At 36.1% G+C, this 26,989-nt stretch carries 21 protein-coding genes; 12 read left to right on the forward strand and 9 right to left on the reverse strand.

All coding sequences use genetic code 11. The annotated features are described in order from the left end of the window. Positions 1 to 9: 9 nt before the first annotated feature. Both def and C1631_RS14785 read right to left on the reverse strand, forming a co-directional pair. Positions 10 to 588 (reverse strand): peptide deformylase, encoded by a 579-nt coding sequence (gene def / locus C1631_RS14780; RefSeq protein WP_109713029.1) that lies wholly within the window; start codon positions 586 to 588, stop codon positions 10 to 12. Between the two features lie 56 nt (positions 589 to 644). After that, on the reverse strand, positions 645 to 1,211 hold the full coding sequence (locus C1631_RS14785; protein WP_109713031.1) for a Crp/Fnr family transcriptional regulator: 567 nt from the start codon (positions 1,209 to 1,211) through the stop codon (positions 645 to 647). A gap of 181 nt (positions 1,212 to 1,392) precedes the next feature. Here C1631_RS14785 and C1631_RS14790 point away from each other — a divergent pair, with 181 nt between their 5' ends. Further along, on the forward strand, positions 1,393 to 3,927 hold the full coding sequence (locus C1631_RS14790; RefSeq protein WP_109713033.1) for a phosphoenolpyruvate carboxylase: 2,535 nt from the start codon (positions 1,393 to 1,395) through the stop codon (positions 3,925 to 3,927). A 147-nt stretch (positions 3,928 to 4,074) separates the two neighbouring features. Here the strand turns inward: C1631_RS14790 and C1631_RS14795 are convergent, their stop codons facing one another. Beyond that, complete coding sequence (locus tag C1631_RS14795) at positions 4,075 to 5,679, reverse strand: S8/S53 family peptidase (protein ID WP_109713035.1); 1,605 nt, start codon at positions 5,677 to 5,679, stop codon at positions 4,075 to 4,077. 88 nt (positions 5,680 to 5,767) lie between these two features. On the opposite strand from C1631_RS14795, the gene C1631_RS14800 reads away from it, so the two are divergent. Genes C1631_RS14800 through C1631_RS14820 form a run of 5 tightly spaced genes read left to right on the forward strand, consistent with a single transcriptional unit; the run spans position 5,768 to position 9,629 of the window. Then, a complete protein-coding gene (locus C1631_RS14800) occupies positions 5,768 to 6,892 on the forward strand; it encodes a DegT/DnrJ/EryC1/StrS family aminotransferase (protein WP_109713037.1) in 1,125 nt (374 codons plus the stop codon). A gap of 3 nt (positions 6,893 to 6,895) precedes the next feature. Next, entirely contained in the window at positions 6,896 to 7,348 is a 453-nt protein-coding gene (locus C1631_RS14805; RefSeq protein ID WP_123966695.1) for a hypothetical protein, read from the forward strand. Positions 7,349 to 7,354: 6 nt separating this feature from the next. Continuing rightward, positions 7,355 to 8,374, forward strand: a complete 1,020-nt coding sequence (galE, locus tag C1631_RS14810; RefSeq protein ID WP_109713039.1) for a UDP-glucose 4-epimerase GalE — start codon at positions 7,355 to 7,357, stop codon at positions 8,372 to 8,374. Positions 8,375 to 8,384: 10 nt separating this feature from the next. Continuing rightward, positions 8,385 to 9,149, forward strand: coding sequence for a methyltransferase domain-containing protein (locus tag C1631_RS14815; RefSeq protein WP_109713041.1), 765 nt, complete (start codon positions 8,385 to 8,387; stop codon positions 9,147 to 9,149). Between the two features lie 12 nt (positions 9,150 to 9,161). After that, complete coding sequence (locus C1631_RS14820) at positions 9,162 to 9,629, forward strand: adenylyltransferase/cytidyltransferase family protein (RefSeq protein ID WP_109713043.1); 468 nt, start codon at positions 9,162 to 9,164, stop codon at positions 9,627 to 9,629. Positions 9,630 to 9,677: 48 nt separating this feature from the next. On the opposite strand, the gene C1631_RS14825 is transcribed toward C1631_RS14820, so the two are convergent. The 5 genes from C1631_RS14825 to pnuC form a co-directional block, all read right to left on the reverse strand. Beyond that, entirely contained in the window at positions 9,678 to 12,287 is a 2,610-nt protein-coding gene (locus C1631_RS14825) for a TonB-dependent receptor domain-containing protein (RefSeq protein WP_109713045.1), read from the reverse strand. 128 nt (positions 12,288 to 12,415) lie between these two features. Beyond that, positions 12,416 to 13,441, reverse strand: a complete 1,026-nt coding sequence (gene mltG, locus C1631_RS14830; RefSeq protein WP_109713047.1) for an endolytic transglycosylase MltG — start codon at positions 13,439 to 13,441, stop codon at positions 12,416 to 12,418. A 30-nt stretch (positions 13,442 to 13,471) separates the two neighbouring features. Then, positions 13,472 to 14,239 (reverse strand): diaminopimelate epimerase, encoded by a 768-nt coding sequence (gene dapF / locus C1631_RS14835; protein WP_109713049.1) that lies wholly within the window; start codon positions 14,237 to 14,239, stop codon positions 13,472 to 13,474. Positions 14,240 to 14,332: 93 nt separating this feature from the next. Further along, positions 14,333 to 15,034, reverse strand: coding sequence for a hypothetical protein (locus tag C1631_RS14840; RefSeq protein ID WP_109713051.1), 702 nt, complete (start codon positions 15,032 to 15,034; stop codon positions 14,333 to 14,335). Between the two features lie 4 nt (positions 15,035 to 15,038). Next, entirely contained in the window at positions 15,039 to 15,701 is a 663-nt protein-coding gene (gene pnuC / locus C1631_RS14845) for a nicotinamide riboside transporter PnuC (protein ID WP_103248702.1), read from the reverse strand. A 166-nt stretch (positions 15,702 to 15,867) separates the two neighbouring features. On the opposite strand from pnuC, the gene C1631_RS14850 reads away from it, so the two are divergent. The 3 genes from C1631_RS14850 (at position 15,868) to hemN (ending at position 19,978) form a co-directional block, all read left to right on the forward strand. Then, on the forward strand, positions 15,868 to 17,385 hold the full coding sequence (locus C1631_RS14850) for an amino acid permease (protein ID WP_109713053.1): 1,518 nt from the start codon (positions 15,868 to 15,870) through the stop codon (positions 17,383 to 17,385). Positions 17,386 to 17,427: 42 nt separating this feature from the next. Beyond that, positions 17,428 to 18,441, forward strand: coding sequence for a WD40/YVTN/BNR-like repeat-containing protein (locus C1631_RS14855; protein WP_109713055.1), 1,014 nt, complete (start codon positions 17,428 to 17,430; stop codon positions 18,439 to 18,441). Positions 18,442 to 18,619: 178 nt separating this feature from the next. Then, the gene (hemN, locus tag C1631_RS14860; protein WP_109713057.1) at positions 18,620 to 19,978 is read left to right on the forward strand and encodes an oxygen-independent coproporphyrinogen III oxidase; all 1,359 of its coding nucleotides are present in this window, start codon (positions 18,620 to 18,622) and stop codon (positions 19,976 to 19,978) included. A 65-nt stretch (positions 19,979 to 20,043) separates the two neighbouring features. Here hemN and C1631_RS14865 read toward each other — a convergent pair whose 3' ends face one another. Continuing rightward, positions 20,044 to 21,408 carry a PQQ-dependent sugar dehydrogenase gene (locus tag C1631_RS14865; protein WP_109713059.1) on the reverse strand — a complete coding sequence of 455 codons (1,365 nt, stop codon included), beginning with the start codon at positions 21,406 to 21,408 and terminating at the stop codon, positions 20,044 to 20,046. A gap of 216 nt (positions 21,409 to 21,624) precedes the next feature. Between C1631_RS14865 and secD the strand changes: the two genes are divergently transcribed. The 3 genes from secD (at position 21,625) to C1631_RS14880 (ending at position 26,814) form a co-directional block, all read left to right on the forward strand. Further along, the gene (secD, locus tag C1631_RS14870) at positions 21,625 to 24,519 is read left to right on the forward strand and encodes a protein translocase subunit SecD (RefSeq protein ID WP_103249175.1); all 2,895 of its coding nucleotides are present in this window, start codon (positions 21,625 to 21,627) and stop codon (positions 24,517 to 24,519) included. A gap of 360 nt (positions 24,520 to 24,879) precedes the next feature. Beyond that, on the forward strand, positions 24,880 to 25,452 hold the full coding sequence (locus C1631_RS14875) for a phage tail-like protein (protein WP_109713061.1): 573 nt from the start codon (positions 24,880 to 24,882) through the stop codon (positions 25,450 to 25,452). Positions 25,453 to 25,539: 87 nt separating this feature from the next. Beyond that, positions 25,540 to 26,814, forward strand: coding sequence for a DUF8696 domain-containing protein (locus C1631_RS14880; protein ID WP_123966697.1), 1,275 nt, complete (start codon positions 25,540 to 25,542; stop codon positions 26,812 to 26,814). Positions 26,815 to 26,989 lie beyond the last annotated feature (175 nt).

Consider the following 26,989-nt stretch of genomic DNA (forward strand, 5'->3'; position numbering starts at 1 on the left):
ATATAATAATCAAAGTTTCATAGGATACCGTGTCAAAATATTTCCATTGGTAATTTTTTTAAGTTTAGATTCCATCATTTTTTTGGTCAGAGGCTTAAGGTGGTCGGTGTACAAAATTCCCAACGTATGATCATATTCATGCTGGATGATTCTGGCGGTTAAACCGGTAAAGACTTTAGTATGCTTTATAAAATCGTGATCCTGATATTCAATGGTAATTTCCCAGGGTCTTTTTACTTTTTGAGAAAGTCCCGGAATACTAAGACAACCTTCATAATCTTCCCAGGTTTCTTCAGAGCTGTAGATTATTTTCGCATTAATAAAGGTTTCTCTAATCCCTTTATCATTCTTTTCAAAATATAAAATCTGATCTTCCGAATCCAGATGTTTATAAGTGATTTCACTATCAATAACAAAGAGTTGTAAGGATTTTCCGATCTGGGGAGCGGAGAGGCCGCAACCATTGGCGTTTTCCATGGTATCCCGCATATTGGTGATCAGTTTTTGGATTTCTGAAGTGTTTGCCCTGATCTTTGAGCATTTTTGTTTTAAAATCTGATTTCCGTAAGCAAGAATAGATAAATTCATTGTCGTATTTTTCTGCAAAGTTCAAGAGAAGAACAAAAATATACAATGAACCTATGTTAATTAATCTGTCGGCGGATTCTGCTTAAGGCTTGTGGTGTGATTCCAATATAAGAAGCAATGTATTTTAAAGGAACCAGCTTCAGCATTTCCGGTTGTTCGGTAAAAAGTTTTAAATACCGTTCTCTGGCGGTAAGCTTTAACAATGAAAGTTCTCTTTTATTTTTTGCCAGAAACAATTTTTCAGAGGCAAAGCGTCCCAGATGATTTCCTACACTGGTTTTGTTATACACCTGTTGCAGATCATTGTAGGAAATCTGCCAGACTACGGTCTCCGCCAGAGCCTGCATTGCATATTCAGATGGCGTTTGCGTAAGGAAAGAATCATAAGCACAGGTAAACTCTTTTTCAAATCCAAAATTGAAAGTATACCCGTAGTCATCATCCGGAATGTATGATCTTACCAACCCGGATTCCACAAAGGATAAGAAATTTTCTGTATTTCCCTGCCGGGTAATGATTTCATTTTTAGCATACACTCTTCTATGGAAATGTCCTGCAATAAATGCCCATTCCGATTCCTGAAGTTTGACAATTTGTTCGTAGTATGCTCTGATGTACCCCATAACAGTTTTTGAATATTTTTTAATATAACATCAATAATATTACTACTAATATTAACTATATTTAAAAATTAATTAGAGTTCAAAGTTACGAAATGTTTATCGGGAATTCGATAAATTTTACAGGAGCTCTTTTTGTCATTTGTCAATTCAGTTAATTCCAAAATCACTTACATTTGTTATTATGATACACGACCAACGCGCAGAAAAATTCAGGCAGATTGTGGAAAATAAGTTCCAGATCTACAATTCATTATTTATGAGCCTGCCTTATGATAAAATGACAAATATCGGGATGCTGCTCCCATTCCTTTACGAAGAAAGCAGAACCGGTTATGATGCAGGAAAAAACCCTGAAGAAATAGTCGAAGAATTTTTTAAAAACCATACCGATCTTCAAAATGAAGAGCAAAAGCTTGAATTGCTTTTTAAGATCATTCAGTATATAGAAAGACAAGTGGTCTTGTTTGACAGCATTGAAGATGCTGCGTTTCCGAATCTTCACTCCGAAAGTGATAACGGAACTGTAACCAACCTTTTTGAGCGTTCTTTTCAGGATCATAAGATTGAAAAAGTACGTGATAAATTAAAAGATTTCAGTGTTAAAGTGGTGTTCACCGCACACCCTACACAATTTTATCCAAGCTCGGTACAGAGAATCATTCAGGATTTAAGAGGGGCTATTACCAATGATTCTGTCACACAAATTGATATGCTTTTGCAACAATTGGGAAAGACGCCTTTTGTGAATAAAGAAAAACCTACCCCGATAGATGAGGCATTGAGTATCATTTCATACCTGAGATATGTGTATTATGATACCATTGGGGAGCTCTTTACCAAGATTAAAAAGACTTTTGGAAACGGGCATTTTCACCTGCACGAAGATATTATTCAATTAGGGTTCTGGCCTGGAGGAGACAGAGATGGAAATCCTTTTGTGACAGCCGATGTTACTAAAAGAGTTGCAGAAGAACTTCGTTCAGCTATTCTGAAATCGTATTACAGCCACCTGAAATTTATCAGAAGAAGATTGAGTTTCAGAGGAGTTTCTGAAGCGTTAACCCAACTCAGTGAAGAACTTTACGCGGCTATTTTTGATGGAAAAAGTATTACAGCCGAAGATATTTTACAGAAAGCGGAGGAAGCGGAGAAAATATTAATTAATGAACACAATTCTTTGTTTTTAGATCTTTTGGCCAATTTCAGGGATCGTGTGAAGATTTTCGGAACTCACTTTGCCACATTGGATGTTCGTCAGGACAGCAGAATCCATCAACAGGTCATTGATGAGGTCTATGCAAAATTATATGGAAATGAAAATACTGATGCTCAGGAGAAGTTTTCTCAATTGATTCAACATGCTGAAACAGTCAATGCCAATGATTTTGAAGATATTGTAAAAGATACATTATTAACAGTTTCTCAGGTATCGGAAATTCAGAATTTGAATGGACTGCGGGGAATGAACCGATATATTATTTCCAATTCTGATGCTGTAAAAGATGTAATGAATGTGTATGCATTCTTCAAAATCTGTGGATATAAGGATGAGGAGATCAATATGGACATTGTTCCGCTTTTTGAAACGATGGAAGGTCTTGCCAATGCAGAGAATGTGATGAATGAGCTCTATCAGAATCCTGTATACAAAAAACATCTTGAAAGAAGAGGAAATCAACAGACAATCATGCTTGGCTTCTCTGACGGAACGAAAGATGGAGGATATCTGAAAGCCAACTGGGAAATTTACAAGGCCAAAGAGCTTTTGACAAAGCTTTCTGAACAAAGTAATATTAAAGTTGTTTTCTTTGATGGCAGGGGAGGACCACCTGCAAGAGGTGGAGGGAAGACCCATGACTTCTATGCCTCTCAGGGAAAAACAATCGCTAATAATAAAATTGAACTGACCATTCAGGGGCAGACCATTACCAGTATTTTTGGGAATAAAGAACAGGCAAAATACAATTTTGAACAATTGCTGACGGCCGGAGTGGAAAATGACGTGTTCAAAAATGCGAAGAAAGATCTCACGGAAAAAGAACGAGAATTGATCATTGAACTGGCTGAAATCAGTTATAAAAAATATTCAGACCTTAAGGCCCATCCGATGTTTGTCCCATATTTACAGGAAATGAGTACGCTGGAATATTACGGAAAAACCAATATCGGAAGCCGCCCGTCCAAAAGAGGAAGTGGTAATGAACTGAAATTTGAAGATTTAAGAGCAATTCCGTTTGTGGGATCATGGTCGCAGCTCAAACAAAATGTTCCGGGATTCTTTGGTTTTGGATATGCCATGCAGCAATTGAAAGAACAAGGAAGGTTTGACGAAGTAAGAGAGCTTTACAAAGGTTCAGATTTCTTTAAAACATTGGTGTTGAACTCAATGATGAGTATGAATAAATCATATTTTCCTCTGACTTATTATATTAAAAACAATCCGAAATTCGGTGCCTTTTGGAATGTGTTGTTTAATGAATATGAACTTTCAAGAGAAATCATGCTGGAATTAACTGGTTTTGCCATGCTTCAGGAAGAAGATCCGTTATCAAGAAAATCTGTGAAAATCCGTGAAAAAATTGTATTGCCACTTTTGAGTATCCAGCAATATGCCCTGATGAAAATCCAGAAAGGAGAAGGAAATAAGGAAGCATACGAAAAATTGGTGACAAGATCGTTGTTTGGAAATATTAACGCGAGCAGAAATTCAGCGTAATATAAAATACGAATAGAAATATCAATAGAAACGGGCTAAAGCCCGTTTTTTATTATCAACCATTTCCATTGGCTTTAGCCAAAACATATTACGTTCTGTTTTTATAAAATCGGTGAAAAAACTGGCATCAATGGCACTTTGAAAAAGTTAACCCTTGATAAATTTCTCGTAATAAGACTGATTTTTAATCTGAATTTTCAAATAATAAGTTCCTTTTGTAAGATCCTCCACATGTAAAGTTTTCTGATGGCCACTTTTTCTGATCAACCTTCCCAGACTATCGTAGATTTCCAACCATTGTAAATCATGTTCTGAAGCTATATTTAAAATATTTTTAACAGGGTTGGGATAAATACTCATCTGTTCTTTTTTTGAGATTTCTGATGTATTTAAAGCAGCAGTATAAATACTGCCGAAATTAAGAATGCCATATCCTATCTGATCTGTGTGGTTGGGGAAAAGAGAGGCTGTTTGTCTTAATTTTAATCTGATCTGCTCTCTGTTCATATTCGGAAAAGCCTGGATGAAACACGCCACTCCTCCTGCAGCGATGGGTGCTGCTATTGATGTTCCGTTCACTGTTATTGTGGCATTGTCTAGTACTGTTGTTGTATTGGTCCCCTGGGCACTTCCATCAGGTTTTACAATTCCCAGAGAATTGGGACCAAAAGAAGAAAACAGAGAAGAAGTTCCTGCAGAATCAACTCCGCCAATAGAAAATACATTGACATTATCAGAAGGAGTCAAAAGGTAGTGCCATGGTTTATCTCCTGAATTGCCTGCTGCTGCCAGCACAAAAATTCCTTTTTCAGCTGCGATCCCGGCGGCTCTGGCAATAAAAGAAGTGCTTCCGTTCATATCTGTATAGGTATAATTATATTTCGGGTCATCAAAAACATTATAGCCCAATGATGAGGTGATGATCTCAACGCCTTTTCGGTCAGCCTCTTCAGCCGCCTCAATCCAATACAATTCTTCCTCAGGGATTTCTACAGAAGAGTTTTCCGTTCGGTAAAGATAAAAATCAGCATCCGGGGCGGCTCCTACAAACGTATTTTCAATATAGCCTCCGATAGCCCCTAAAACGGCACTTCCATGAGGGTTTAGAGAGGTATTATAGATGTCATTGGTTTTTGTTACAAAATCATAGCCCCCTTTTATCTGATTGTTATTCCATATTTTTGAAAACGCAGCTCCGGTATTTACTGTTGGAAACCCGGAATCTATAACAGCAATGGAAATTCCCGTTCCTGTAAAACCAGCCAGATGGAGAGGCCTGATATTAACCTGGTCAATCTGAGCTGAACCTGATCCATAATTGAAGTTTGTCAGTATTTTATTCGTACTTATCTGATCGTTTCCTTTCTTGGGAGGAGTCTGCTTTGTAGTGGTTGAGGTGTTTTTGGCAAAACTCTCTACGGATAAAACGAAGGGCTGAGCCTGTAATGCTATAATTTGAGCAGGAGTTGCATTTACTGCAGCTCCATTGAGCCATTTTGAATAATCTGTAACTATAAATCCTAAATTTTGCAGGTTTTGAAGATAAGCCTGTTCAATGGGAGCGTCCTGATCGTTTAATGGAATTCCCAGTGTTGATCGTCTGTTGAGTGATTTTTGTGTCAGTTCTGAAAGAGGATTGGCAAAGAAAGCTGCTTTGTTCGGCTTATCTGTGAAATAAACAAAAACCAGTTCCGTTTGAGCAAAAACACTCGAGTAACCTGTTAAAATACAAAAGAGTAAAAGTTTTTTCATAGTACTATTTTGTATAAAGATAAAAACAAAATCAATAAAATTTTTGATAGGATTTTAAATTCCTTATTTTTACAGAAATATTTATTATATGAAAAAGATTCAGATGGTTGACTTGCAAAGTCAGTATTACAAAATAAAGAATGATGTAGACAATGCAGTTTTAAATGTAATGGATTCAGCGGCTTTCATTAACGGCCCTGAAGTAAAGTCTTTCCAGAATGAATTGGAGTCTTATTTAGACGTGAAACACGTGATTCCATGTGCGAATGGAACAGACGCTTTACAGATTGCCCTGATGGCATTGGATCTGAAAGAAGGGGATGAAATCATTACGGCTGATTTTACTTTTGCAGCAACGGTAGAAGTAATTCACCTGCTTAAGTTGAAATCTGTTTTAGTGGATGTTGACTATGATACATTTACTATTTCAACAGAACAGATAAAAAAAGCAATCACTCCAAGAACAAAAGCGATTATCCCGGTACATATATTCGGACAATGTGCCAATATGGAAGAAATATTAAAGATTGCTGAAGAACATAATTTATATGTTATTGAAGACAATGCACAGGCGATTGGTTCTGAATATACGTTTTCTGACGGAACAGTAAAACAGGCCGGAACGATGTCTACAGTGGGAACAACTTCTTTCTTCCCTTCAAAAAACTTAGGATGCTACGGCGATGGAGGTGCTATTTTTACCAATAATGACGAATTAGCACACCGTTTGAGAGGAATTGTAAACCATGGAATGTATGAAAGATATTACCATGATGAGGTAGGGGTAAACTCTCGTTTAGATAGTATTCAGGCTGCAGTTTTAAGAAAAAAACTTCCTCACCTGGATTCTTATAATGAAGCAAGAAGAAGAGCCGCTGATTTTTATGATGAAGCGTTTGAAGGTAATCCTAATATCCTTACTCCAAAAAGATCTGAAAACTCTACCCACGTATTCCACCAGTATACGTTAAGAATTCTGAACGGAAAACGTAATGATCTTCAGAAATTCCTGACTGAGAAAGAAATTCCTGCAATGATTTATTATCCGGTAGCATTAAGAAAGCAAAAAGCTTATTTCCAGGAAAGTAATGATGCTGATTTTGTGAATACAGACAAGCTTTTAGATCAGGTAATTTCTTTACCAATGCATACGGAACTTGACGAAGAGCAGCTGAAGTATATTACGGATGCAGTGCTTGAGTTTATGGGATAATTGATGCTCCACGAAGAAAGAATATTAAAGCATAAGTTTGCATATTTTTTTGCAATTATTTTTGTCCTTTGCTGGATAATATTTTTTGCATATAACATGTTTAATATTTTTTTAAGAGGTTATGGATTAAAAGAAGAGTATAATACATTTAAAATTCTTATTTATGTATTATACTTTTTAATACTTCCGTTATTAACGGCTACATTTATTTGTATTTTTAAAGAATCAAGAAGAATGTTTTTGTATCTGAATATTTCTTTATTCTTAATGCTTATTTTTCATACAGTGATTTTTAATGGTAAATATCAAAAAATACAAAATCATACAACTAAATATTTATTTTCTTTTATATTATTAAATGTATTGTTTGTTGTTGGGCCGGTTGTAATAATAAATTTTTTTAAGCATAGCCCGATAGGAGACGGAATAGAAAATATAGGAAAACACGAAGATTAAAATAAAATGGCAATACTTGTTACCGGAGGACTTGGATATATTGGTTCCCACACCGTAGTAGAACTCCTTAATAGCGGCTTTGAAGTTGTGATTGTAGACGATTTGTCTCACACAGAAAGGTTTATTCTAAATAATATTGAGGAAATTACAGGAAAGAAACCTGTTTTTTATCCTTTTGATTTAAGAAGAAGGGAGCTCCTTACTCAGGTTTTTGAAGCCCATAAGATTGATGGATGCATTAATTTTGCTGCTTCCAAAGCAGTGGGCGAGAGCCAGATGATTCCGGTAGACTACTATGAAAATAATTTGTTCTCTCTGATCAATATTCTTCAGGAGTTTAAAGCAAGAGAAATTTCTAATTTCATTTTCAGTTCATCTTGTACAGTATATGGCCAGGCAGATACGATGCCAATTGATGAAAATACTCCTTTGAAAATGCCGGAAAGCGTTTACGGTAAAACCAAGCAGATGGGTGAGGAAATCTTAATCGATTTTGCAAAGGCATATCACCGTAAAATTTCATTATTAAGATATTTTAATCCGATAGGAGCACATCCATCAGGAAAAATTGGAGAATTACCGATTGGAGTTCCCGATAATTTAGTACCTTACGTGATGCAAACAGCTGCCGGAATTCGCGAGAAATTAAACATTTGGGGAGATGATTATCCAACTGAAGACGGAACAGCTGTTCGTGATTATATCTATGTGGTAGATCTGGCAAAAGCTCACGTAGCTGCTTTGAAAAAACTGATAGAGGATCAATCAGCTGAAACAGTAATTGATATCTATAATCTGGGAACAGGGAAGGGATCTTCTGTTTTGGAAGTAGTAAAAGCCTTTGAGAAGGCAAATCATGTAGAAGTGCCTTACCAGATTTGCCCGAGAAGAGAAGGAGATGTTATTATAGCCTACGCAAACCCTGCAAAAGCAGAAAATGAGCTTGGATGGAAGTCGGAAACGTCTCTTGAAGAGTCTTTAAGAACTGTTTGGGAATGGCAGAAGTACCTGAATTCTAGAAACTAAATACAATATTATGGCCTGGAGTCCTGAAGTATATGACCAGTTTAAAGAAGAGCGTTCCGCTCCATTCTTTGATTTACTGAAGCTTGTAGAATCAAAAACCGGGTTATCTGTTATTGATTTAGGATGTGGAACCGGAGAACTGACCTCTAGGCTTTTGGATTATCTTGAAGATTCTAAAGTGCTGGGAATCGACTCTTCTGAAGAAATGCTTCAGAAAGCAGCTCACTTTGTCACCAACAGATTGCATTTTGAAAAACGAAGTATTGAAGAACAACTTCATCTTGGAGATATGTATGACTTGATTATTTCTAACGCGGCAATTCAATGGTGTAATAACCATAAAGAACTTTTTCCAAGGATGATCAAAAAAATTAAGCCAGGTGGTCAATTGGCAGTACAAATTCCATCCAACCATGAATATATAGTACATCAGTTGCTAAGAAAAATTGCAGGAACTGAACCTTATAAAACGGCCTATCACTCCTGGGAAAGAGAGTATACAGTTTTAAATATAGAAGACTACGCCCGGATATTATTTGAAAATAAGGGAGAGGAGATCACCGTATATGAAAAGGTATTCCCTCATGTTCTTGAAAATGCTGAGGCTGTTTATACCTGGGCTTCGGGAACAGCGATGATACCTTATATCGAAAACCTTGGCGATGAGTTAAAAGAACAATTTAAAAACGATTATAAACAACAATTACAAAACACCTTTCCTGAATCACCGGTCTTTTATCCTTTTAAAAGAACATTTATTTCAGCGAAATTTTAATTTAATATTAATATGAAGACACAAAGAATAGGTATTACATTTTCCTCATTTGATTTATTACACGCCGGGCATATTAAAATGCTTGAAGAGGCTAAGACAGTTTGCGATTATCTGATCGTAGGACTTCAGATTGATCCTTCCCATGATCGTCCAAACAAAAATAAACCGAGCCAGACTATTGTTGAACGTTATATCCAGTTGAAAGCTGTGAATGCTGTAGACGAGATTATTCCTTACTACACAGAAGAAGACTTACTGGATATTTTAAAATCTTTTGTCATCGATATAAGAATCATCGGAGATGATTATATGGACAGAGACTTTACAGGAAAGCAGTACTGTGAAGAAAAAGGCATCGAAATCTTTTATAACAAAAGAGATCACCGGTTTTCTACCAGTGACCTGAGAAGAAGAATTTATGAAGCAGAAAAGGATAAATATATGAAAACAGAACCTGTGAAAGCAGAACCTGTAAAATAAAAAAATAAAAAAATCCCGAAAAATTACTTTTCGGGATTTTTATTGTTATTACATCGGGCCACCTTGCTGGTCGTCGCCGCTTTCATTAGAGTTAATGTCCTTTTTCTTTTTAGGCTGTTCTACTTTTTCGCCCTGTTTAAATCTATAGGTTAAAGAAATAGAAAATTGTCTGGGTTGCCATTGCATGTAATTTCTTCTTGTATAATCACTATTGAAACTAAATACTTCTCTGCTTCTTGTATTGAAGATATCCTGAATATTAAAAGAAAGGGTACCGTCACCTTTCCAGATTGTTTTTGACGCTCCGAAATTCAGAGCATACATATCCTGGGTATTCTGGTTTGCCGATTTTTGAGCTCCTCTGTAAAACCCTTGTAACTGTACACTTAAAGTTTTATCAAGCTTGAATGTCGTATTAAGACGTGCTCTTGTTGAGAAACCACTTCCGGTGAAGTCCATAGATCCTGTTTTATCAATACCATTTACATCTTTTGCATTATAATAGGCAATTCCGGTTGTTTTATATCCAAACATGTCTAAGCTACCCATTATTTTTAACCATGCGAAAGGGTCGTAAGTAAAGTTAAGGTCTAAACCATAACGATCATCATTTCCAAGGTTAATAGGTTTGGTATAAAATACGCTCATGCTTTCATCAGGTCTGTACACCAGCATTTTGGTATCGTCTGTTGCATGTCTGTAATACAAAGTAGGGTTGATGGTAAATTTCTTTCTTGTAATACTATATCCTACTTCATAAGAATCTACATATGACGGGTTCAGATCAATATTTCCTTCAAAGATATTCTGACTGTTGCTATAATTCGGGAAAGGAACCATGAAGAATGATCTTGGTCTGTCAATTCTACGTGAATAGTTAACTAAGATCTGGTTATTTTTAGAAACGTCATAGCTTAAAAATACACTTGGAAATAGATTGTTGTAATTTTTAGTTTTATCTATCACTGGTGTATTCGGGTTTTGATTGGCATAGTTAATCTTAACGTTGGAAAGTTCATCTCTTAACCCCAATTGATAACCAAAGTTCCCGATTTTACTTCTGAACTGAAGATAAAAAGCATTGAATATCTCTCTGTAATCCGTATTGTTGTTATAATCAGGAATATATTTATTGTTAGAAGTACTGCTTACGAAATTATCATAAGTATTATCATTAACGTCCAATCGGTATCCCGCTTCAAGCTTGGAGTTTTCTCCAATTGGTAATTCATAATCGGCTTTTCCAATAATAGTTTTGCTTACAGAATGTCTTCTGGTGATATCCTGAACATCCGGACGAAGATCATTGGTCTCAAGAATATTTGCATTGTTGTTGCTTCTGTTTCTCTGTAAACTTAATGAAACGGATAGATTCTGACCCTTATCATCAAACTTATGATCCAATCCAATATCTCCCTGAAATGCAAGATTATTGAACACGCTTTTAGAGTCTCGTAATCCGTGAGGATTTAAAAGATTCCATTTTCCTGCTGTAGTCTGAAGGTCTCCCGGATTATCTCTGTAAAATCTGTAAAAACTGTCATAAGTATCCAGAAGTTCATTTCCATCCCCTTCAAATGTTCTTACCAATCCTGTCAGATTGATGGATGTTTTTTCGGATAGATCATACACAAATCCTGCACTTACGTTATAGTTCTTGTTGTAAGTTTTATTTGTTGAATTTTGAAGCTGATGTACAGGGACGTCACTTGGTTGTTCTCCTTTTACAATATCAGGATAAGCAATATTGTGGTAAGTCGTTTCCGAATTATTTTTAGTTCTGTTTTCGGTGTAACCTCCACCTCCGTTGAGGAACCAGGTCCAGTTGTTTTTTCTCCAGCTTAAATTGGTATTGAGAGCGGTTCTTGGAAAATATCCCAACGTTCCCACTACACTACCATTAAAACCAATTTTTTTATTCTTTTTAAGGATAATATTCAAAATACCTGAAGTCCCGCTTGCCTCAAATTTTGAAGAAGGGTTGGTAATCACTTCAATTCTTTCAATCTGATCAGCCGGAATACTCTGTAATGCATTGGCCCCGTCATCAATCCCCAGCAAGGCAGAAGGTTTCCCGTTGATCAAAAACTTCACATTGGTACTCCCTCTCATCGAAACGGTTCCGTCAGTATCTACGGAAACAGAAGGTACATTGGTTAACACATCCTGAAGACTACCTCCCTTACTTACAATATCCTGTGAAGGGTCATATGTTTTTTTATCCAACTCTACCTTAAAAGGTTTACTGGCAGAAGCGGTAATAACGACCCCCTGCAATTCCTGAGTTTTGCCATCCATTGTCGTAGTGGCTTCTGGTTCTATAGATAGCGCTCCGATATTTCCGCTGGTCGCAATAGTTTTACTAACCACACTTTTTTTGTAATCAATAGCCTCTACAGTAATCTCATACTCTCCCGGAGCAAGTTGAAGTTTGTACTGTCCTTTTTCATCGGTGAGCACCGCGTCACTTAATGATTTGTTTGCTTTATGACTAAAGGTCACAGAAGCATAGGGTACAGGTTGGTTTTTCTTGTTGACAATACTGCCTGTAACGCCTGCTTTTTCCTGGGCAAAAGCCATTGCTGCGGCTGAAAGCACTAAAGTAAGTCCTAAAGTTTTTCTGGTGAAAACATTGACAATTTCTGTCTTATTCTTCATAGGTTATTTTTTTGTATAAAATCGTGAAGGGATGACCCTAATATTTTAGAAATCATTACTGCGTTGATTTTTAAAATATTATGATTTATTTATTTTTTAGCTGTATAAAATTTAAGTGGTTGCTGAGCTTATTTTATATTTTTTGAGTTGAGCCAGTCCTGATAAGCTTTTGCATTCACAGCATGTTCTTCTGCACTCGCTGTAAATTTGTGATATCCAAATCTTGCAGGATCAGCACACATAAATATATAATTATTACTTTCTGCATTTAAAACAGCATCTACCGAATTCTTATCCACTACACATATAGGCCCCGGGGGAATCCCTGCATTGGCGTAGGTGTTATATGGAGATGGGGTAGACAGATGCTTATATAATACCCTTTTAATAGGTTCTTTAAAATTAGTTGCTTTATTGATTGCATAGATTACGGTAGGATCAGATTGGAGCTTCATTCCTTTTCTGTATCGGTTTAAATATAATCCTGCAATGGTTCTCATTTCATCTTTTTTTCCTCCGGATTCCTTATAGACAATAGAAGCAAGCGCATAAATCTGCTCTCGGGTCAATCCGGATTGTTGCTCCTTACTTTTTCTTTCACTCGTCCAGAATTCATTATACTGATCGTCAAATTTTGCGAAAAATTCTCTTGGGCTTACCGTCCAGAAGAAATTATAGGTATCAATGAAAAAATATTTTTTTAAATCTTCAACATTTTTATAACCTTTCTCTTGTGCGATTCCATCAAGATCTTTTACAAAATGTAAAGAATCCAGTTCTGTTTTTTTGGTGACCTTACCAATCATTTGATACATGTCTCCAAAATCTCCGATTCTGAACGAATTTGGAGTTTGATTTCCAGCCTTGATCATATTTACAAGATCGGTATTTCCTTTGCCACTTTCGATATGATATCGACCTGCTTTAAAATGAGTATTAAGACCTTTATCTTTAGCCACCGCCTCAAAAGACTCTCTGTCCTTAATATAAGGAGCAATAGAATCTAAAATCTGATTGAACCCGGCTCTATGGGGAATCAGAACGTAGCCTTCTTTTTCTACGTTGTTCCCATAATATGTATTATAAAATCTCAAACCAAAAAATCCTGCGACGATAAAGACAAGCAGAATAACAATGAGAATAGCTTTTTTCATTCTTACAATGTTGATTAAAAGTTTTTGTTTTTAAAGAAGATCTACTTTACCTCTAAAAACTTGCTTCGCAGGGCCTTCCAGCCAAATGTTCCGGAAAGATTCCCCGTTTTTTTCTGCATAAACTTTAAGGTTCCCTCCCAAAGTTTTAACTTTTACAGAGGTTAGATTGTCTTTTTGTAGAAAAGTTAAAGCAGAAGCTGTAACTCCTGTGCCGCAGCTGTAAGTTTCATCCTCAACGCCTCGTTCATAGGTTCTTACAAAAATTTCATTTTCAGAAATTTTCTCTACAAAGTTGACATTAATGCCTTTTTCTTTATAATTTTCTGAATTTCTGATTCCGTATCCTTGATCATATACGTTATAATCAGCCAGCTCTTCTACATATTTTACATAATGTGGAGAACCGGTATTAAGTACAAAGTCATCTCCATCATGAGAAACGGTTTTCACATCAATCATTTTAAGCTTAATGATTCCGTTGTGGATCTCTGCCTCATGTTCTCCGTCTGTGGCAATGAACTTACATTTATCTTCAAAGATGTCCAGGAAAAAAGCAAATGCTACCAGACATCTTCCTCCATTTCCACACATGGTACTTTCACCACCATCAGAATTATAATACACCATCTTAAAGTCATAATTCTGATCGTTTTCTAATAGAATAAGTCCGTCTGCACCTATTCCAAAACGTCTGTCACACAATTTTTCAATGATTTTTTTGTCTTTAGGAAACTGGAGGTCACGGTTATCTACCATTACAAAATCATTCCCCGTTCCCTGATATTTATAAAATTCCATATTGTCTTTTGTCTTACATGAAGACGCAAAATTAATATATTTAAAATGAAAAACGAACAGTGTTAACTGTTCGTTTCCTTATTTATAATCGTTTTATCTAAAGCCGCCAGTGTTTCTGTCTGAACCACTTGAGTTACCTGAACCCGTTGAGCCGCTTGAGCCACTCCTGAACCCACTACCACTGGAAGATTCTGATCTGTAATTGCTGTTATTGTTGCTATTGCTATTACTTTCATTTCTGAATCCTCCGCTGTTTGAGTTGGTGCTTCTTTGATTGTTTTGAAAACCACTACCTTGTCTGAAACCTCCGTTATTTTGATTTCCCTGGTTGTTCTGATAACCGCTATTGCCATTGCTTTGGTTTCTGAAACCACCGCTGTTGTTACTGCTGTTATTGCTATTGTTTTTATTATAGAAGCCGCTTCCATTATTACTACCTCCATTGTTATAGAAGCCACTTCCACTATTGGTCTGACCTCTGAAACCATCAGGTCTTGAGTTTCCTGATCCTGACCTTCTTTCTACATATACCTTTCTTCTGGAGTTATTGTAATTATAGTAATAATAAGGAGCTCCGTTATCATAATAATAATTCATATTGTTTCTATAATAATAGCCGTCATTACCCCAGTATCCGCCACTTCCATAATATCCGGAAGGAGCGTAATAATATCCGTTGTTATAGTATGGATCACCATAACCTCCATTATATCCGTATCCGTCTGAATAGGCCAAACAAGATGTTAAACTACTAATAGCTAAAATACTGAACGCTATTTTTAATAAATTTTTCATGACTTTATTGTACTTTTTTTTCTTTAAAACTTTTTTTCCAATTTAGATATCCTAAGATAGCCATTATAGTGAATACCAAATATTGAACCGAAGTGATTCCAAGTCCCTTAAAAATCATCATAGGGATGCAAATTAAATCGCCAATGATCCAGAAAATCCAGTTCTCAATGCGTTGTTTGGCCATAAACCACATTCCCACTAAAAATATTGAAGTAGTGAAAATATCCAGCCAATTTGCCCAATCAAGATGATACAATCCAAGATAGGCGCCTTCCAAATTATCAATATAAGGTTTGCAATAATAAATAAAAGTTACCAATCCCAGACTAACAATGAAAAGAATACTTGCATATATCCATTCTTTTCTGGTGGCCCAGGTAACATCAACGTGCACATGATCTTTAGAATTTTTGGACCATAAGATCCAGCCATAGACACTCATTATTGTATAGTATACATTGATTAAGCAATCTCCCAGTAATCCAAAGTTGAAAAGGATATATACATAGATGAGGGTTGAAATAATACCGGTAGGATAGACCCATATATTTTTCTTAATGGAAAAATATACGCTCAAAGTTCCGAAAATAGCACCAGAAGCTTCAAGCATAATTTGGAAAAAATTGTAGCTTTCATAAGGCTTTACAAAAAGATCATATAAATTCATGCGATCAAAAATAAGTAAAAAATAGGACTTTTTAAAATGAATTTTATAATGAGTTGTTTGCGCTTTTGAAGGCTTTAATGTAAAATAAATGATGAAAGTTTAACGATAAACGTGGGAGTTCCTAAATTTTTTATATTTTCGTGAATCCTTAATAAATTAAAAAAACATGTCGAAAATTTGGGTTAAGAAGCCGCTAAGTGCCTATGAGGCAGATATGAAGAAAAGTGAGCTGAAAAAAGTCCTTGGAAAATGGAGTTTAACAGCAATTGGAGTAGGTGCTATCATTGGTGGTGGAATCTTTGTTCTTACGGGAACCGGAGCCTATTATCATGCCGGGCCGGCATTGGCAATCTCTTTTATTATAGCAGGTATTGCCTGTGTTTTTGCAGCATTGTGTTATGCGGAATTTGCTTCCATCATACCTGTTGAAGGCTCTGCATATGCTTATGCCTATGGTACGGTAGGAGAAATTTTTGCCTGGGCTATGGGATGGTGTCTCATTCTGGAGTATGCCATGGCGAGTATGGCTGTTTCGGTGAGTTGGTCCGGATATTTTAACAAGTTTTTGAAAATTTTTAATATTCATTTACCTGCGTATCTTACTTCAGATCCCGCAAGTTATACGGGAACAGGTTTTTCAATGAACCTTCCTGCATTTATTCTTGTTTTATTAATTACAGCGTTATTGGTAAAGGGAACGAAAGAAGCGGCTGGTGCTAATAACCTGATTGTTTTAATGAAAACTTCTGCGGTTATTTTTGTAATTATAGCAGGTGTTTATATTATATTCTCTAATACAGATCTTTATAATGCAGTTGACGGAGTTAAGAACTGGAAACCTTTTATTCCTGATCAGGTAAAAATTAAAAATTCTGAAGGAGATATGGTTTCTGCTTATGGTATTCAGGGAATTATTTCCGGTGCAGCAGCAATTTTCTTTGCTTATATTGGTTTTGATGCTGTTTCTACACAGGCTGGTGAGGCCATCAATCCTAAAAAGGATGTGCCTTTTGCGATCATTGCTTCGTTATTAATCTGTACCGCTTTATACATTTGTGTATCTCTTGTATTGACGGGGATGATGCATTATACAGACTTTAATCCGGAAGGAAAATATCCTGATGCGATTAAAGCTCCTGTAGCCTATGCTTTTGAAATTGCAGGTAAACATTGGGCAAGTAATGTGGTGACTATTGCAGCTACCGTAGGATTGATATCTGTGGTTATGGTAATGATGATGGGACAATCCAGAATTTTTATCGGCATGGCAAAAGATGGGTTAATTCCTAAATTTTTCGGAGAACTTCATCCGAAAACGAGAACTCCATATAAAGGAATCATTCTTTTAGGAATCGTTGTGGCTCTTATTGCAGCATTAACCCCAATCTCAACATTGGCAGATATGACGAGCTTTGGAACTTTGTTTGCGTTTACATTGGTTTGTATTGCCGTTTGGGTAATGAGAAAGAAAGAACCTACTTTGATCAGACCTTTTAAAGTGCCTGCCTATAAATTAGTAGTGGCATTGGGTGTGATTATCAATCTATACTTAATATATAACTTAAGTGATCATGCAAAAGAACTTTCAGGGGCATGGTTATTATTAGGCGGCGTAGTATATTTTGCTTACGGAAAAAGAAATAGTAAATTGAATAATCCTGAGAAATATCAGGATGAAAATTAATCATATAAACCGCTTCGGCGGTTTTTTTTATTTTAAAATCATATGAAAAAAATATTCTCTATTGTATTCCTGGCTGCAGGGATTTATGCATTTTCTCAACAGATAGAAAGTGTTGAAACTATTTTGAGTGATAAAATAAGCATCAGGGCATTGGAACTGTATGATCATAAAGTCTGGTATAGTGGTACTGATTCCAAATTTGGATTTATTGATTTAAAAGATTCGAAGGATCAAAAACAGATTAAATTGTCAGAAGAGAAACTTCAGTTCAGAACCTTAGGACAGGATAAAACCTCATTTTATGCCATCAATATTGAAAGCCCTGCTCGCTTTTTTAAAATTGATAAAAAAGATTTAAAATCAGAGATTGTTTTTACAGATACAGCAAAAACGGCATTTTATGACGCTTTGCATTTTGTGAATGGTCAGCTTGCGTATACGTTCAGTGATGCTGATAAAGATAATATATTGAAGTTGGCTACATACAAATGTGGAAAATGGGAAATGTTCAAAAACAATATAACCTTAAATCCCGGAGAAGCTGCTTTTGCTGCAAGTAATACGAATATTTCGTCAACTAAAAATTATATGTGGATTGCTACCGGAGGAAAAGCATCAAGGATTCTGAGGCTGAATTTCAAAAATAATGAATTTGAGGTTTTTACCACTCCATTTGTTCAGGGAGAATCTTCTCAGGGAATGTACTCTATAGATTTTTATAATGATCAGTTTGGGGTTGCTGTAGGAGGAGATTATACTAAGCAGGATGCCAATATTAATAATATTGCTACAACTCATGATGGTGGAAAAACCTGGCAGATTCAGGCTTCGGGACAAAATGCAGGATATAGCACCTGTGTGAAAATTAAGCCGGGGTCTAAAGGAAAAGAAATGATTGCAGTAGGAGACCGCCATATCAGCTATTCTTCGGATTTTGGGAAAACCTGGAAGAAGATTTCTGATGAAAAAGGACTTTTCGTTGCGCAATGGGTGAATGAAAACAGCATCGTCGCAGCAGGAAATAATAGAGTAGTGGTATTGAAATTAAAATTTTAAATATAAAGAATAGAATTTATCATTATTTGCTGAATGTGTTGATACTGCGTATTTAGATTCATTATAAAATAGAACCTAATATAATTCATAGACTGAAATTCATAACTAATGGTTAATTTTGCAGGACGAAATCGTATGATGTTACATTTCGTCAGTCGATAAAACTTTAATTTTTCAAATGAACTCTCTAATAGATAAATATAATATCCCAGGGCCACGTTACACCTCTTATCCTACCGTTCCATATTGGGATGAATCAACATTTTCTCCGGAAGGATGGAAGGAAAGTGTAATCAGGTCTTTTCATGAGACGAATGCAGCAGAGGGGATTTCTATTTATATCCATTTACCTTTTTGTGAGGCATTGTGTACGTTCTGTGCATGTCATAAACGTATTACAAAACAGCATAGCGTTGAAATTCCTTATCTGGAAAGTGTCTTGAAAGAATGGAAACTGTATCTGGAACTTTTCAATGAAAGACCGAAGCTAAAAGAACTTCACTTAGGAGGGGGAACTCCCACTTTCTTCTCTCCTGAGAATTTAAGAACATTGCTTGAAGGTATTTTCTCAACCGTAGATATTGCTGAGCACCCCGAGTTTTCTTTCGAGGGACATCCGAATAATACAACTAAAGAGCATCTTCAGACATTATATGATTTGGGTTTTAGGAGAGTAAGCTTTGGCGTTCAGGATTATGACCCTAAAGTACAGAAAGCGATCAACCGAATCCAGCCTTTTGAGAATGTGAAAAATGTGACGGAATGGGCTAAGGAAATAGGGTACAGAGGAATCAGTCATGATTTGGTTTTTGGTTTACCTCACCAGAATTGGGAGGCGATGGAACATACGATCAGAAAAACAATGGAATTGAAGCCGGATAGGCTTGCATTCTATTCTTATGCTCACGTTCCATGGGTGAAGGGTGTTGGGCAAAGAGGTTTTGATGAAAATGATTTGCCAAGTGGAGAAGAAAAACGTCGTTTATATGAAGATGGTAAAAAGCTTCTTCAGGATCTGGGATATATCGAAGTAGGAATGGATCACTTTTCTCTTGAACATGATGACCTGTATCAATCTTTAATGCATAAAAAGTTACATAGAAACTTCATGGGATATACCTCCAGTAATACACAGTTGATGGTAGGGCTGGGAATGTCTGCAATTTCAGACTCATGGTATGCTTTTGCCCAGAATGTGAAGACGGTGGAAGATTATCAGAAAATGGTTGAAGAAGGTGAAATTCCTGTGGTTAAAGGACATGTTTTAAATACTGAAGATCTTATTGTCAGAAGACATATTCTGAATCTGATGTGTCAACTTGAGACGACCTTTACCAGCAATACCTCTTTCCCTGAGCTTCAGAATGCTCTTGAGATGTTGGAAGAGATGGAAAATGACGGATTGGTAGAAATCAATGGTCATGAAATTAAAATTACAGAAGCAGGAAGAGCCTTTACAAGAAATGTAGCAATGGTTTTTGACCTGAGAATGATGAGAAATAAACCGGAAACGAGGATTTTCTCTATGACAATATAAAAATAAAAGCGGATCATCATTTGATCCGCTTTTATTTTAATCTAAAATTATCAGCTTCAAACAGATTATTTTATAATCAATTTTTGACTGTATGATTTGAGATCTCCCGATTTCAAATTAATGAAATAAACCCCGGCAGGAATCTGTGAAATATCAATACTTTTCATACTGCCTTTTGTTTCCATTACTTTACGACCCTCTGCGCTGATGATTTCAACAGTTGTATTTTTATCTTTTATTCCTTTAATAAAAATTTCTTTACTTGCAGGATTAGGATAAATGCTTATTTTTCCTAAAGTATTATTTTCCTGAGTGCTTAAAGTTCCTGTAGTAATTTTAAAAATCTTTCCGCTATTGACAGCTGCCACGTACAGCTCTTTTTGATAATCCTGCCCAAACGTTGAAAAATTGTTTCCACTATAAGGGGAAGTCCATGTGATGGCATTATTGGAATCTAATATTCCTATTTGAGTAGAGCAGTAGTCTGCAAAGAAATATTTTCCCTGAAGTGAAGGATACAGAGAGCCCCGATATACATACCCTCCTGTAATAGAGCATTTATTGCCGGAATGGTCATAAACAGCAACCGGAAATGTCATTGTAGCCTGTGCAGGGCATCCTGCAGTATTGTAAGCCGTGTTTCCTTCATAGCAGCGCCACCCATAGTTAAGGCCGGCCTGTGTGATAGGCATTTTATTAATTTCTTCAATAGCACCTTGTCCTACATCTGCAATCCATGCATTTCCGGTAGTAAGGTCAAATGAAAATTTCCATGCATTTCTCAGACCATAAGCCCAGATTTCGTCCAGTCCATCAACACCGGCTCCTGCAAAAGGATTATCAGAAGGAATGTTATAAGGGCCAGTAGCATCTACATCAATTCTCAGCATTTTACCGAGAAAAGCATTTTTGTTTTGAGCGTTATTATTGGGATCTCCACCACTGCCTCCGTCTCCGGTAATAATCCATAATTTTCCATCCGGAGCAAAATGAATGCTGCCTCCGTTGTGATTATCAAAGGGTTTGGGAATGTTCAAAAGAATCTTTTCAGAATTAGCATCCGCAACGTTTGAATCTGTAGAACTTACGGTATACCTTGCCACGATCACATTCCCTGCCGGGTTGTTATAATACACAAAAAAATACCCATTGGTTGAGTATTGAGGGTGGAATGCCAATCCTAAAAGACCTCTTTCACCTCCAAAAACGATCTTTGAGCTAATGTTAAGAAAATTTGTACTGTTGATGCTTCCATTAGGTTGTATAATTTTTATAATTCCATTCTGTTGTACGACAAATAATCGGCTGTCGTTGGCGTTCGTGATCTCAACGGGACTGGTTAATCCCGAGGCAAATTCTTCCAAATTAATGCTCTGTGCATTAACGATTAGGGAAGAAAAAATACTTAATGTAAAAAATAGATTTTTCATAATATTTTGATATTTAGTGCGTTGATATAAGAATGAAAATTTTATACCAATCAAAAATTGAAAAATTTATTAAGATACCATGAAAAAATTGTTAAATCTTAAATAGAGGTCAGGATGTCAATATCTCTGAAAATAAACCATTTCTGTTGTTAAAAATTCATAAAATACAAGAAAATCATTATATTTGCCGACTTAATTTAACGTAGTTATAACAAAATGCAAGGAAAAGGACTTATTACAATTGTTGCTATTGTCCTCGGGTTGATTTGCTTAAACGAGCTATTACCAACCTGGTACGCCAGCAAAATTGAATCGCAGATCGAAGCTGCGAAAGGAAACGAGAAAGAGATCAAACGGATCAAGGAAGATACTCTTAATCTTGGGTATACAAAGCTTTATTATTCAAAAGCTAAAGACAAGGAGATGAAATTGGGTCTTGACTTAAAAGGCGGGATCAACGTTCTTTTGGAAATCAACCAAAGAGACCTGGTAAATGATTTAACAAATTATTCTACCAATCCTATTCTTATTGAGGCTTTAAACAAAACTGATGAAGCTCAGAAAAACTCAACAAAATCTTATATCGACAACTTCTTTGAGCAGTTCGATGTAATAAACAAAGCAAAAGGAACAAACCTTAAGCTTGCAGATCCGGAACTTTTCGGGAACACCAATTTATCTGAAATCAAGTACAATACTACTGACGAACAAGTTAAAAGTATTGTTAAAAGAAGAATTGATCTTTCTGTGGGAACAGCTTTCGAGGTAATCAGAACGAGAATTGATAAGCTGGGAGCAATCCAGCCCAACGTTCAAAGAGTACCTGGTACAGCTAGAATCTCGGTAGAGATGCCTGGTATGAAAGATATTGATAAAGTAAAGAAGATGCTTCAGACTTCTGCAAAACTTCAATTCTGGGAAGTACAGCAGGTTCCTGAAGTTGGGCCTTATTTCCAGACTTTGACAACTATGGTTGCTGCAAAAGGAGACTCTATGGGGGTTACAAAGAATGTAAACTTCATGAACCTTTTACAACTTGACAAATTAAGAAGTAATGGTGTTGCTAATGTGAAATTATCCGACACAGCAGCGGTTAATAAAATTTTAAACAGCAAGGTAGGTCAGGCACTACGTCCGGCAAACATTAAATATACACAGTTCATGTGGGGGTACAAGCCAGAGGCTACAAGCCCTGATGCTTTGGTACTGTATGCAATTAGAAGTAACATCAATCAAAAAGCTCCGGTAGACGGTGCTGTAGAATCTGCAAACATTAGCTATGACGAACTTGGAAGAGTAGTAGTAGACATGCAAATGGATTCTAAAGGTGCTAAAGAATGGAAAACTTTAACTGAGAAAAATGTAGGGAAGCCGGTTGCGGTAACTCTTGACGGTAGAGTATATACTGCACCAAATGTTGTAAATGCTATTCCAAATGGGAGAACGCAAATTTCAGGTAACTTCTCTCAGGAAGAAGCTAAAGAATTGGTTGACGTTTTAGGTGCTGGTAAATTACCTGCAGGTGCAAAAGTGGTTCAGGCTACTCAGGTTGGGCCGTCATTAGGACAGGAGTCTATCAATGCTGGTATGATTTCATTTGCTATTGCTTTCCTGATTATCATTGTTTATATCATTTTCTATTACGGTGGTGCCGGTGTATACGCTGTAATTGCAATGATTATTAACTTATTCTATATTTTCGGAATTATGGATTCCGGAGACTTTACGCTTACACTTCCTGGTATTGCGGGTATCGTATTAACGATGGCAATGGCGGTAGATACGAACGTAATTATTTATGAAAGAACGAAAGAGGAATTATTTGCAGGTAAAAGTATCTTAGAAGCCTATAAAGACGGTTTCAAACATGCATTAAGTGCGATTATCGATGGTCACTCAACGACGTTATTGACTGCAGTAGTATTGTTCTTCTTCGGAACAGGACCTATCAAAGGATTTGCTCTAACATTGATGATTGGTATTATCATGACATTGTTTACGTCTGTATTGCTTTCAAGAGTAATGATTTTCAGCAGACTTAACAAAGGTAAGCACCTTTCTGTATGGACTCCACCTACGAAAAACTTATTCAGAAATACCTGGATCGACTTCATCGGGAAGAGAAAATATGCATACATTATTTCAGCTGTTTTAACAGTGATCTGTATCTTCTCTATGGTTACACACGGTTTCAAATATGGAATCGACTTTACAGGAGGTAGAAACTATGTTGTAAGATTTGATAAACCGGTAAATGCTAATGATGTTGAAGAAAAATTAGTAAAATTATTCAAAACTGAGGATGGTAAAAACTCTTCTGTAGAAGCTAAGACATTTGGAAATGCAAATCAGCTGAAAATTTCTACGGATTATCTTATTGAAGATGAGTCTTTAAAAGCTGACCAGACTATTGAACAAAAATTATATGAAGGATTAAAAGGAGATCTTCCGGCTAACATTACCTTAAATGATTTCAAATCTGCAGATAAGGATCACGCGGGAATTATCTCTTCTGAAAAAGTAGGTCCTACAGTTGCCGACGATATTCAGACACACGGTATTCTTGCTGTAGTTGCTGCTTTAGGAGGTATTTTCTTATACATCTTATTCAGATTTAGAAAATGGCAGTTCTCTTTAGGTGCTGTAGCAGCATTGTTCCATGATGCGGTTATTATTTTGGGAACGTATTCATTACTTCACAAGTATATGCCGTTCAATATGGAAATCAATCAGGATTTCATTGCAGCAATCCTGACTGTATTAGGATACTCTATTAATGATACGGTAATTATCTTTGACAGAATCAGAGAATACCTGAGAGAGAAAAAATCATTAACATTAGCTGGATTATTTGATGACTCTATTTCAAGCACGCTGGGTAGAACATTCAACACCTCATTTACCACAATCCTGGTGATCCTTGCGATTTTCATCTTTGGTGGTGATAACCTTAGAGGATTTATGTTTGCTATGTTAATTGGTATCGGATTCGGTACATACTCATCTATCTTTATTGCATCGGCAATTGCTTATGACTTTCTTAGAAAAGGAAAAGAAGAAGAGGTACACGGAAAGACTACTTCTAACAAAGAAGTAATTTCTTCAAAGTAAGACAAACTACAATAAATTAGTAAAGCCTTTCGAAAGAAAGGCTTTTTTGTTTTTAGGATTTTTTCTAAGCTTATTTCAATTCCTTCCAGATTGATTCTTTTTTCTTAATAAAATAAATGAAGAACTGTCATTTTGAACGTTTAGTAGCGATATTTAGGAGGAGCTAACTGACTATTTTTTATATATAGGAGGATTTTCCTTTAATAAGTCAATTGTAAGAGATTAAAAATTTCATGGAATTGTACTATAATAAAGCTTTTTCTTTAATTGTTTGTGAATGTCTGTTTTTGGTTAAAAAAAAACAAAAAAAACAGCAGTTATGTGATAAATTATTTTACATTTATAAAAAACAATACAAAAATGAAATTTAAAAAATTATTCGCTGCTGCGGCATTCTGTGTCGTTAGCTCTATGAGTGCGCAGATAGGGATTGCTACTCCTAATCCTGATAAAAGTTCTGCATTAGATGTAACCGGCACCAATAAAGGTGTATTGATTCCCAGAATTTCTGATCTGTCAACAATCCCTACTCCTGCAAATGGATTGCTGGTGTATGATCTTAAAAGACAGGCATTAACTCAGAATATAGGAACACCGGGCAGCCCCAATTGGATTCCGATCAGTGGAAACATTGTGAAGTTTTTCTATATGCCTTCTATCAGCATTGATACTTCAACTACGGGTACAGGAAGAACTCTTGATTTATATCAAATGTATAAGGCGCAATTTTCCGCTCCAAAAGTTTCAAGTACAGGCGCACCGAATGCTATTCCTTTTTTTGTAAATGCTTCTGATTTGTACTATTATGTAACAGATTTTGATGCAAATGTGTTGAGGAATATGAGTATTGATGCCAATGGGATACTTCGCTATGATGTGGTGGGAACGGCTACAGCATGTTCTTTTGTTAATATTGTATTTGTGATTAAATAATTTTAGGTGACATAACGCCATGACCATCATCCTTCTCTAAGGATGAATATTAGTTCATACATAATTAACTGCTTAAAATTATCAATGATGAAAACAAATGCAATATCAGGCTATATACTTATAGCATTGTGTCTTTTTATATCAAACAAGATGATATCTCAGGAAATGGTTTCTCTGCCAATGGGAGGATGTGGTAGATTGCTGGATACAAACACTTCATCACAGAATGCTACCGCTTTTGTACTATTTCCACCTTGCGCGAGGCTTGGTGTTACAGCATCCAATCCTCAGAATATGACTGATACAGATGTGAATTCATATGGATTGATGAGGCCAGGTACAGGAATTGGTTTTTGTGGTGCCACATACATCGGAGTAGGAACAACAGGGACTGATTTTCCCGCCAACAAACCGGTCTATTTTGATTTTGCTTCTGAAGGATTTAATTTCAATGCAAGCATTAACTCTACAAACTTTGTTTTTTATAATAATGGAGTACAGGTCTACACAACTCCTGTAGGAGGACATTTTTTCTTCGATTTCGGAACCAGTGAGCCTCGAAAAATCATAAAAGTGATTCCTACAGCAGCATGGGATGAAGTTCGTTTGAGCTATTCAGATATTGGAATAGGTTTTACGTTTAATGATTCAAGAATTTATAATATTCTTTCAGAGTATTATATTGATCCTATGACTTATTTGTCTCAACCATCTGACAGAACCGTTTCTGTAGGAGGAGCTACAACGATGACAGCTGTTATTAATAATACTCCTACGGATGAAACTCCGGAAAATATTACGTATCAGTGGCAGGTGCTGAATGGTAGTACATGGACAGATCTATCAAATAATGCTAATTATAGCAATGTAACCAGCTCAACACTCAATATCAACAACATTCCTGTAGGCTTTAATAATAACCAGTATAGAGTGGTCGCTAAATCCAGTTTCTATACATGTTCATTTCAGGCAACATCTACTATAGGGCGACTTTTTGTAAATTCCGTCAATAATCCCGGAACCATTGCTGCTGATCAAACTGTTTGTTTGGATATCAACAGTGATCCTGCAGCTTTTACAGAAACTGCTGCTGCCCAGGTGACGGGAGTGGCAGGCTATCAGTGGCAGAGCTCTGTTGATAATATAACATTTACAGATATTGCCAATGCGACTTCGTCTACTTATGATGCCCCATCAATAACACAAACAACTTATTATCGTCGTGGGGTGAGATCGACCCTTAATGGTAATATTACAGCTTATCAGTATAGTAATGGGGTGAAAGTTACATTGAAGAAGAGTTGTCTCATCAAATGTATCATAACCAACCGGATGATCACTACAAAACTTTACAGTAATTAGATGTATTTAAATTTTAATACTAAAAAAGACCTGCTTCATATTTGTTTGAAATCAGGTCTTTTTATTTTATGAGTAGGTAATCTTTAAATTTTCTTTTTTTTGAGTGTTTGAAATAATATAAAAACAGAGAATTTTTTAATATAATTCTTTTACTCATTGGTGTACTTCTTAAAAA

Source organism: Chryseobacterium phosphatilyticum (assembly GCF_002899825.2).
GTDB classification, from domain to species: domain Bacteria; phylum Bacteroidota; class Bacteroidia; order Flavobacteriales; family Weeksellaceae; genus Chryseobacterium; species Chryseobacterium phosphatilyticum.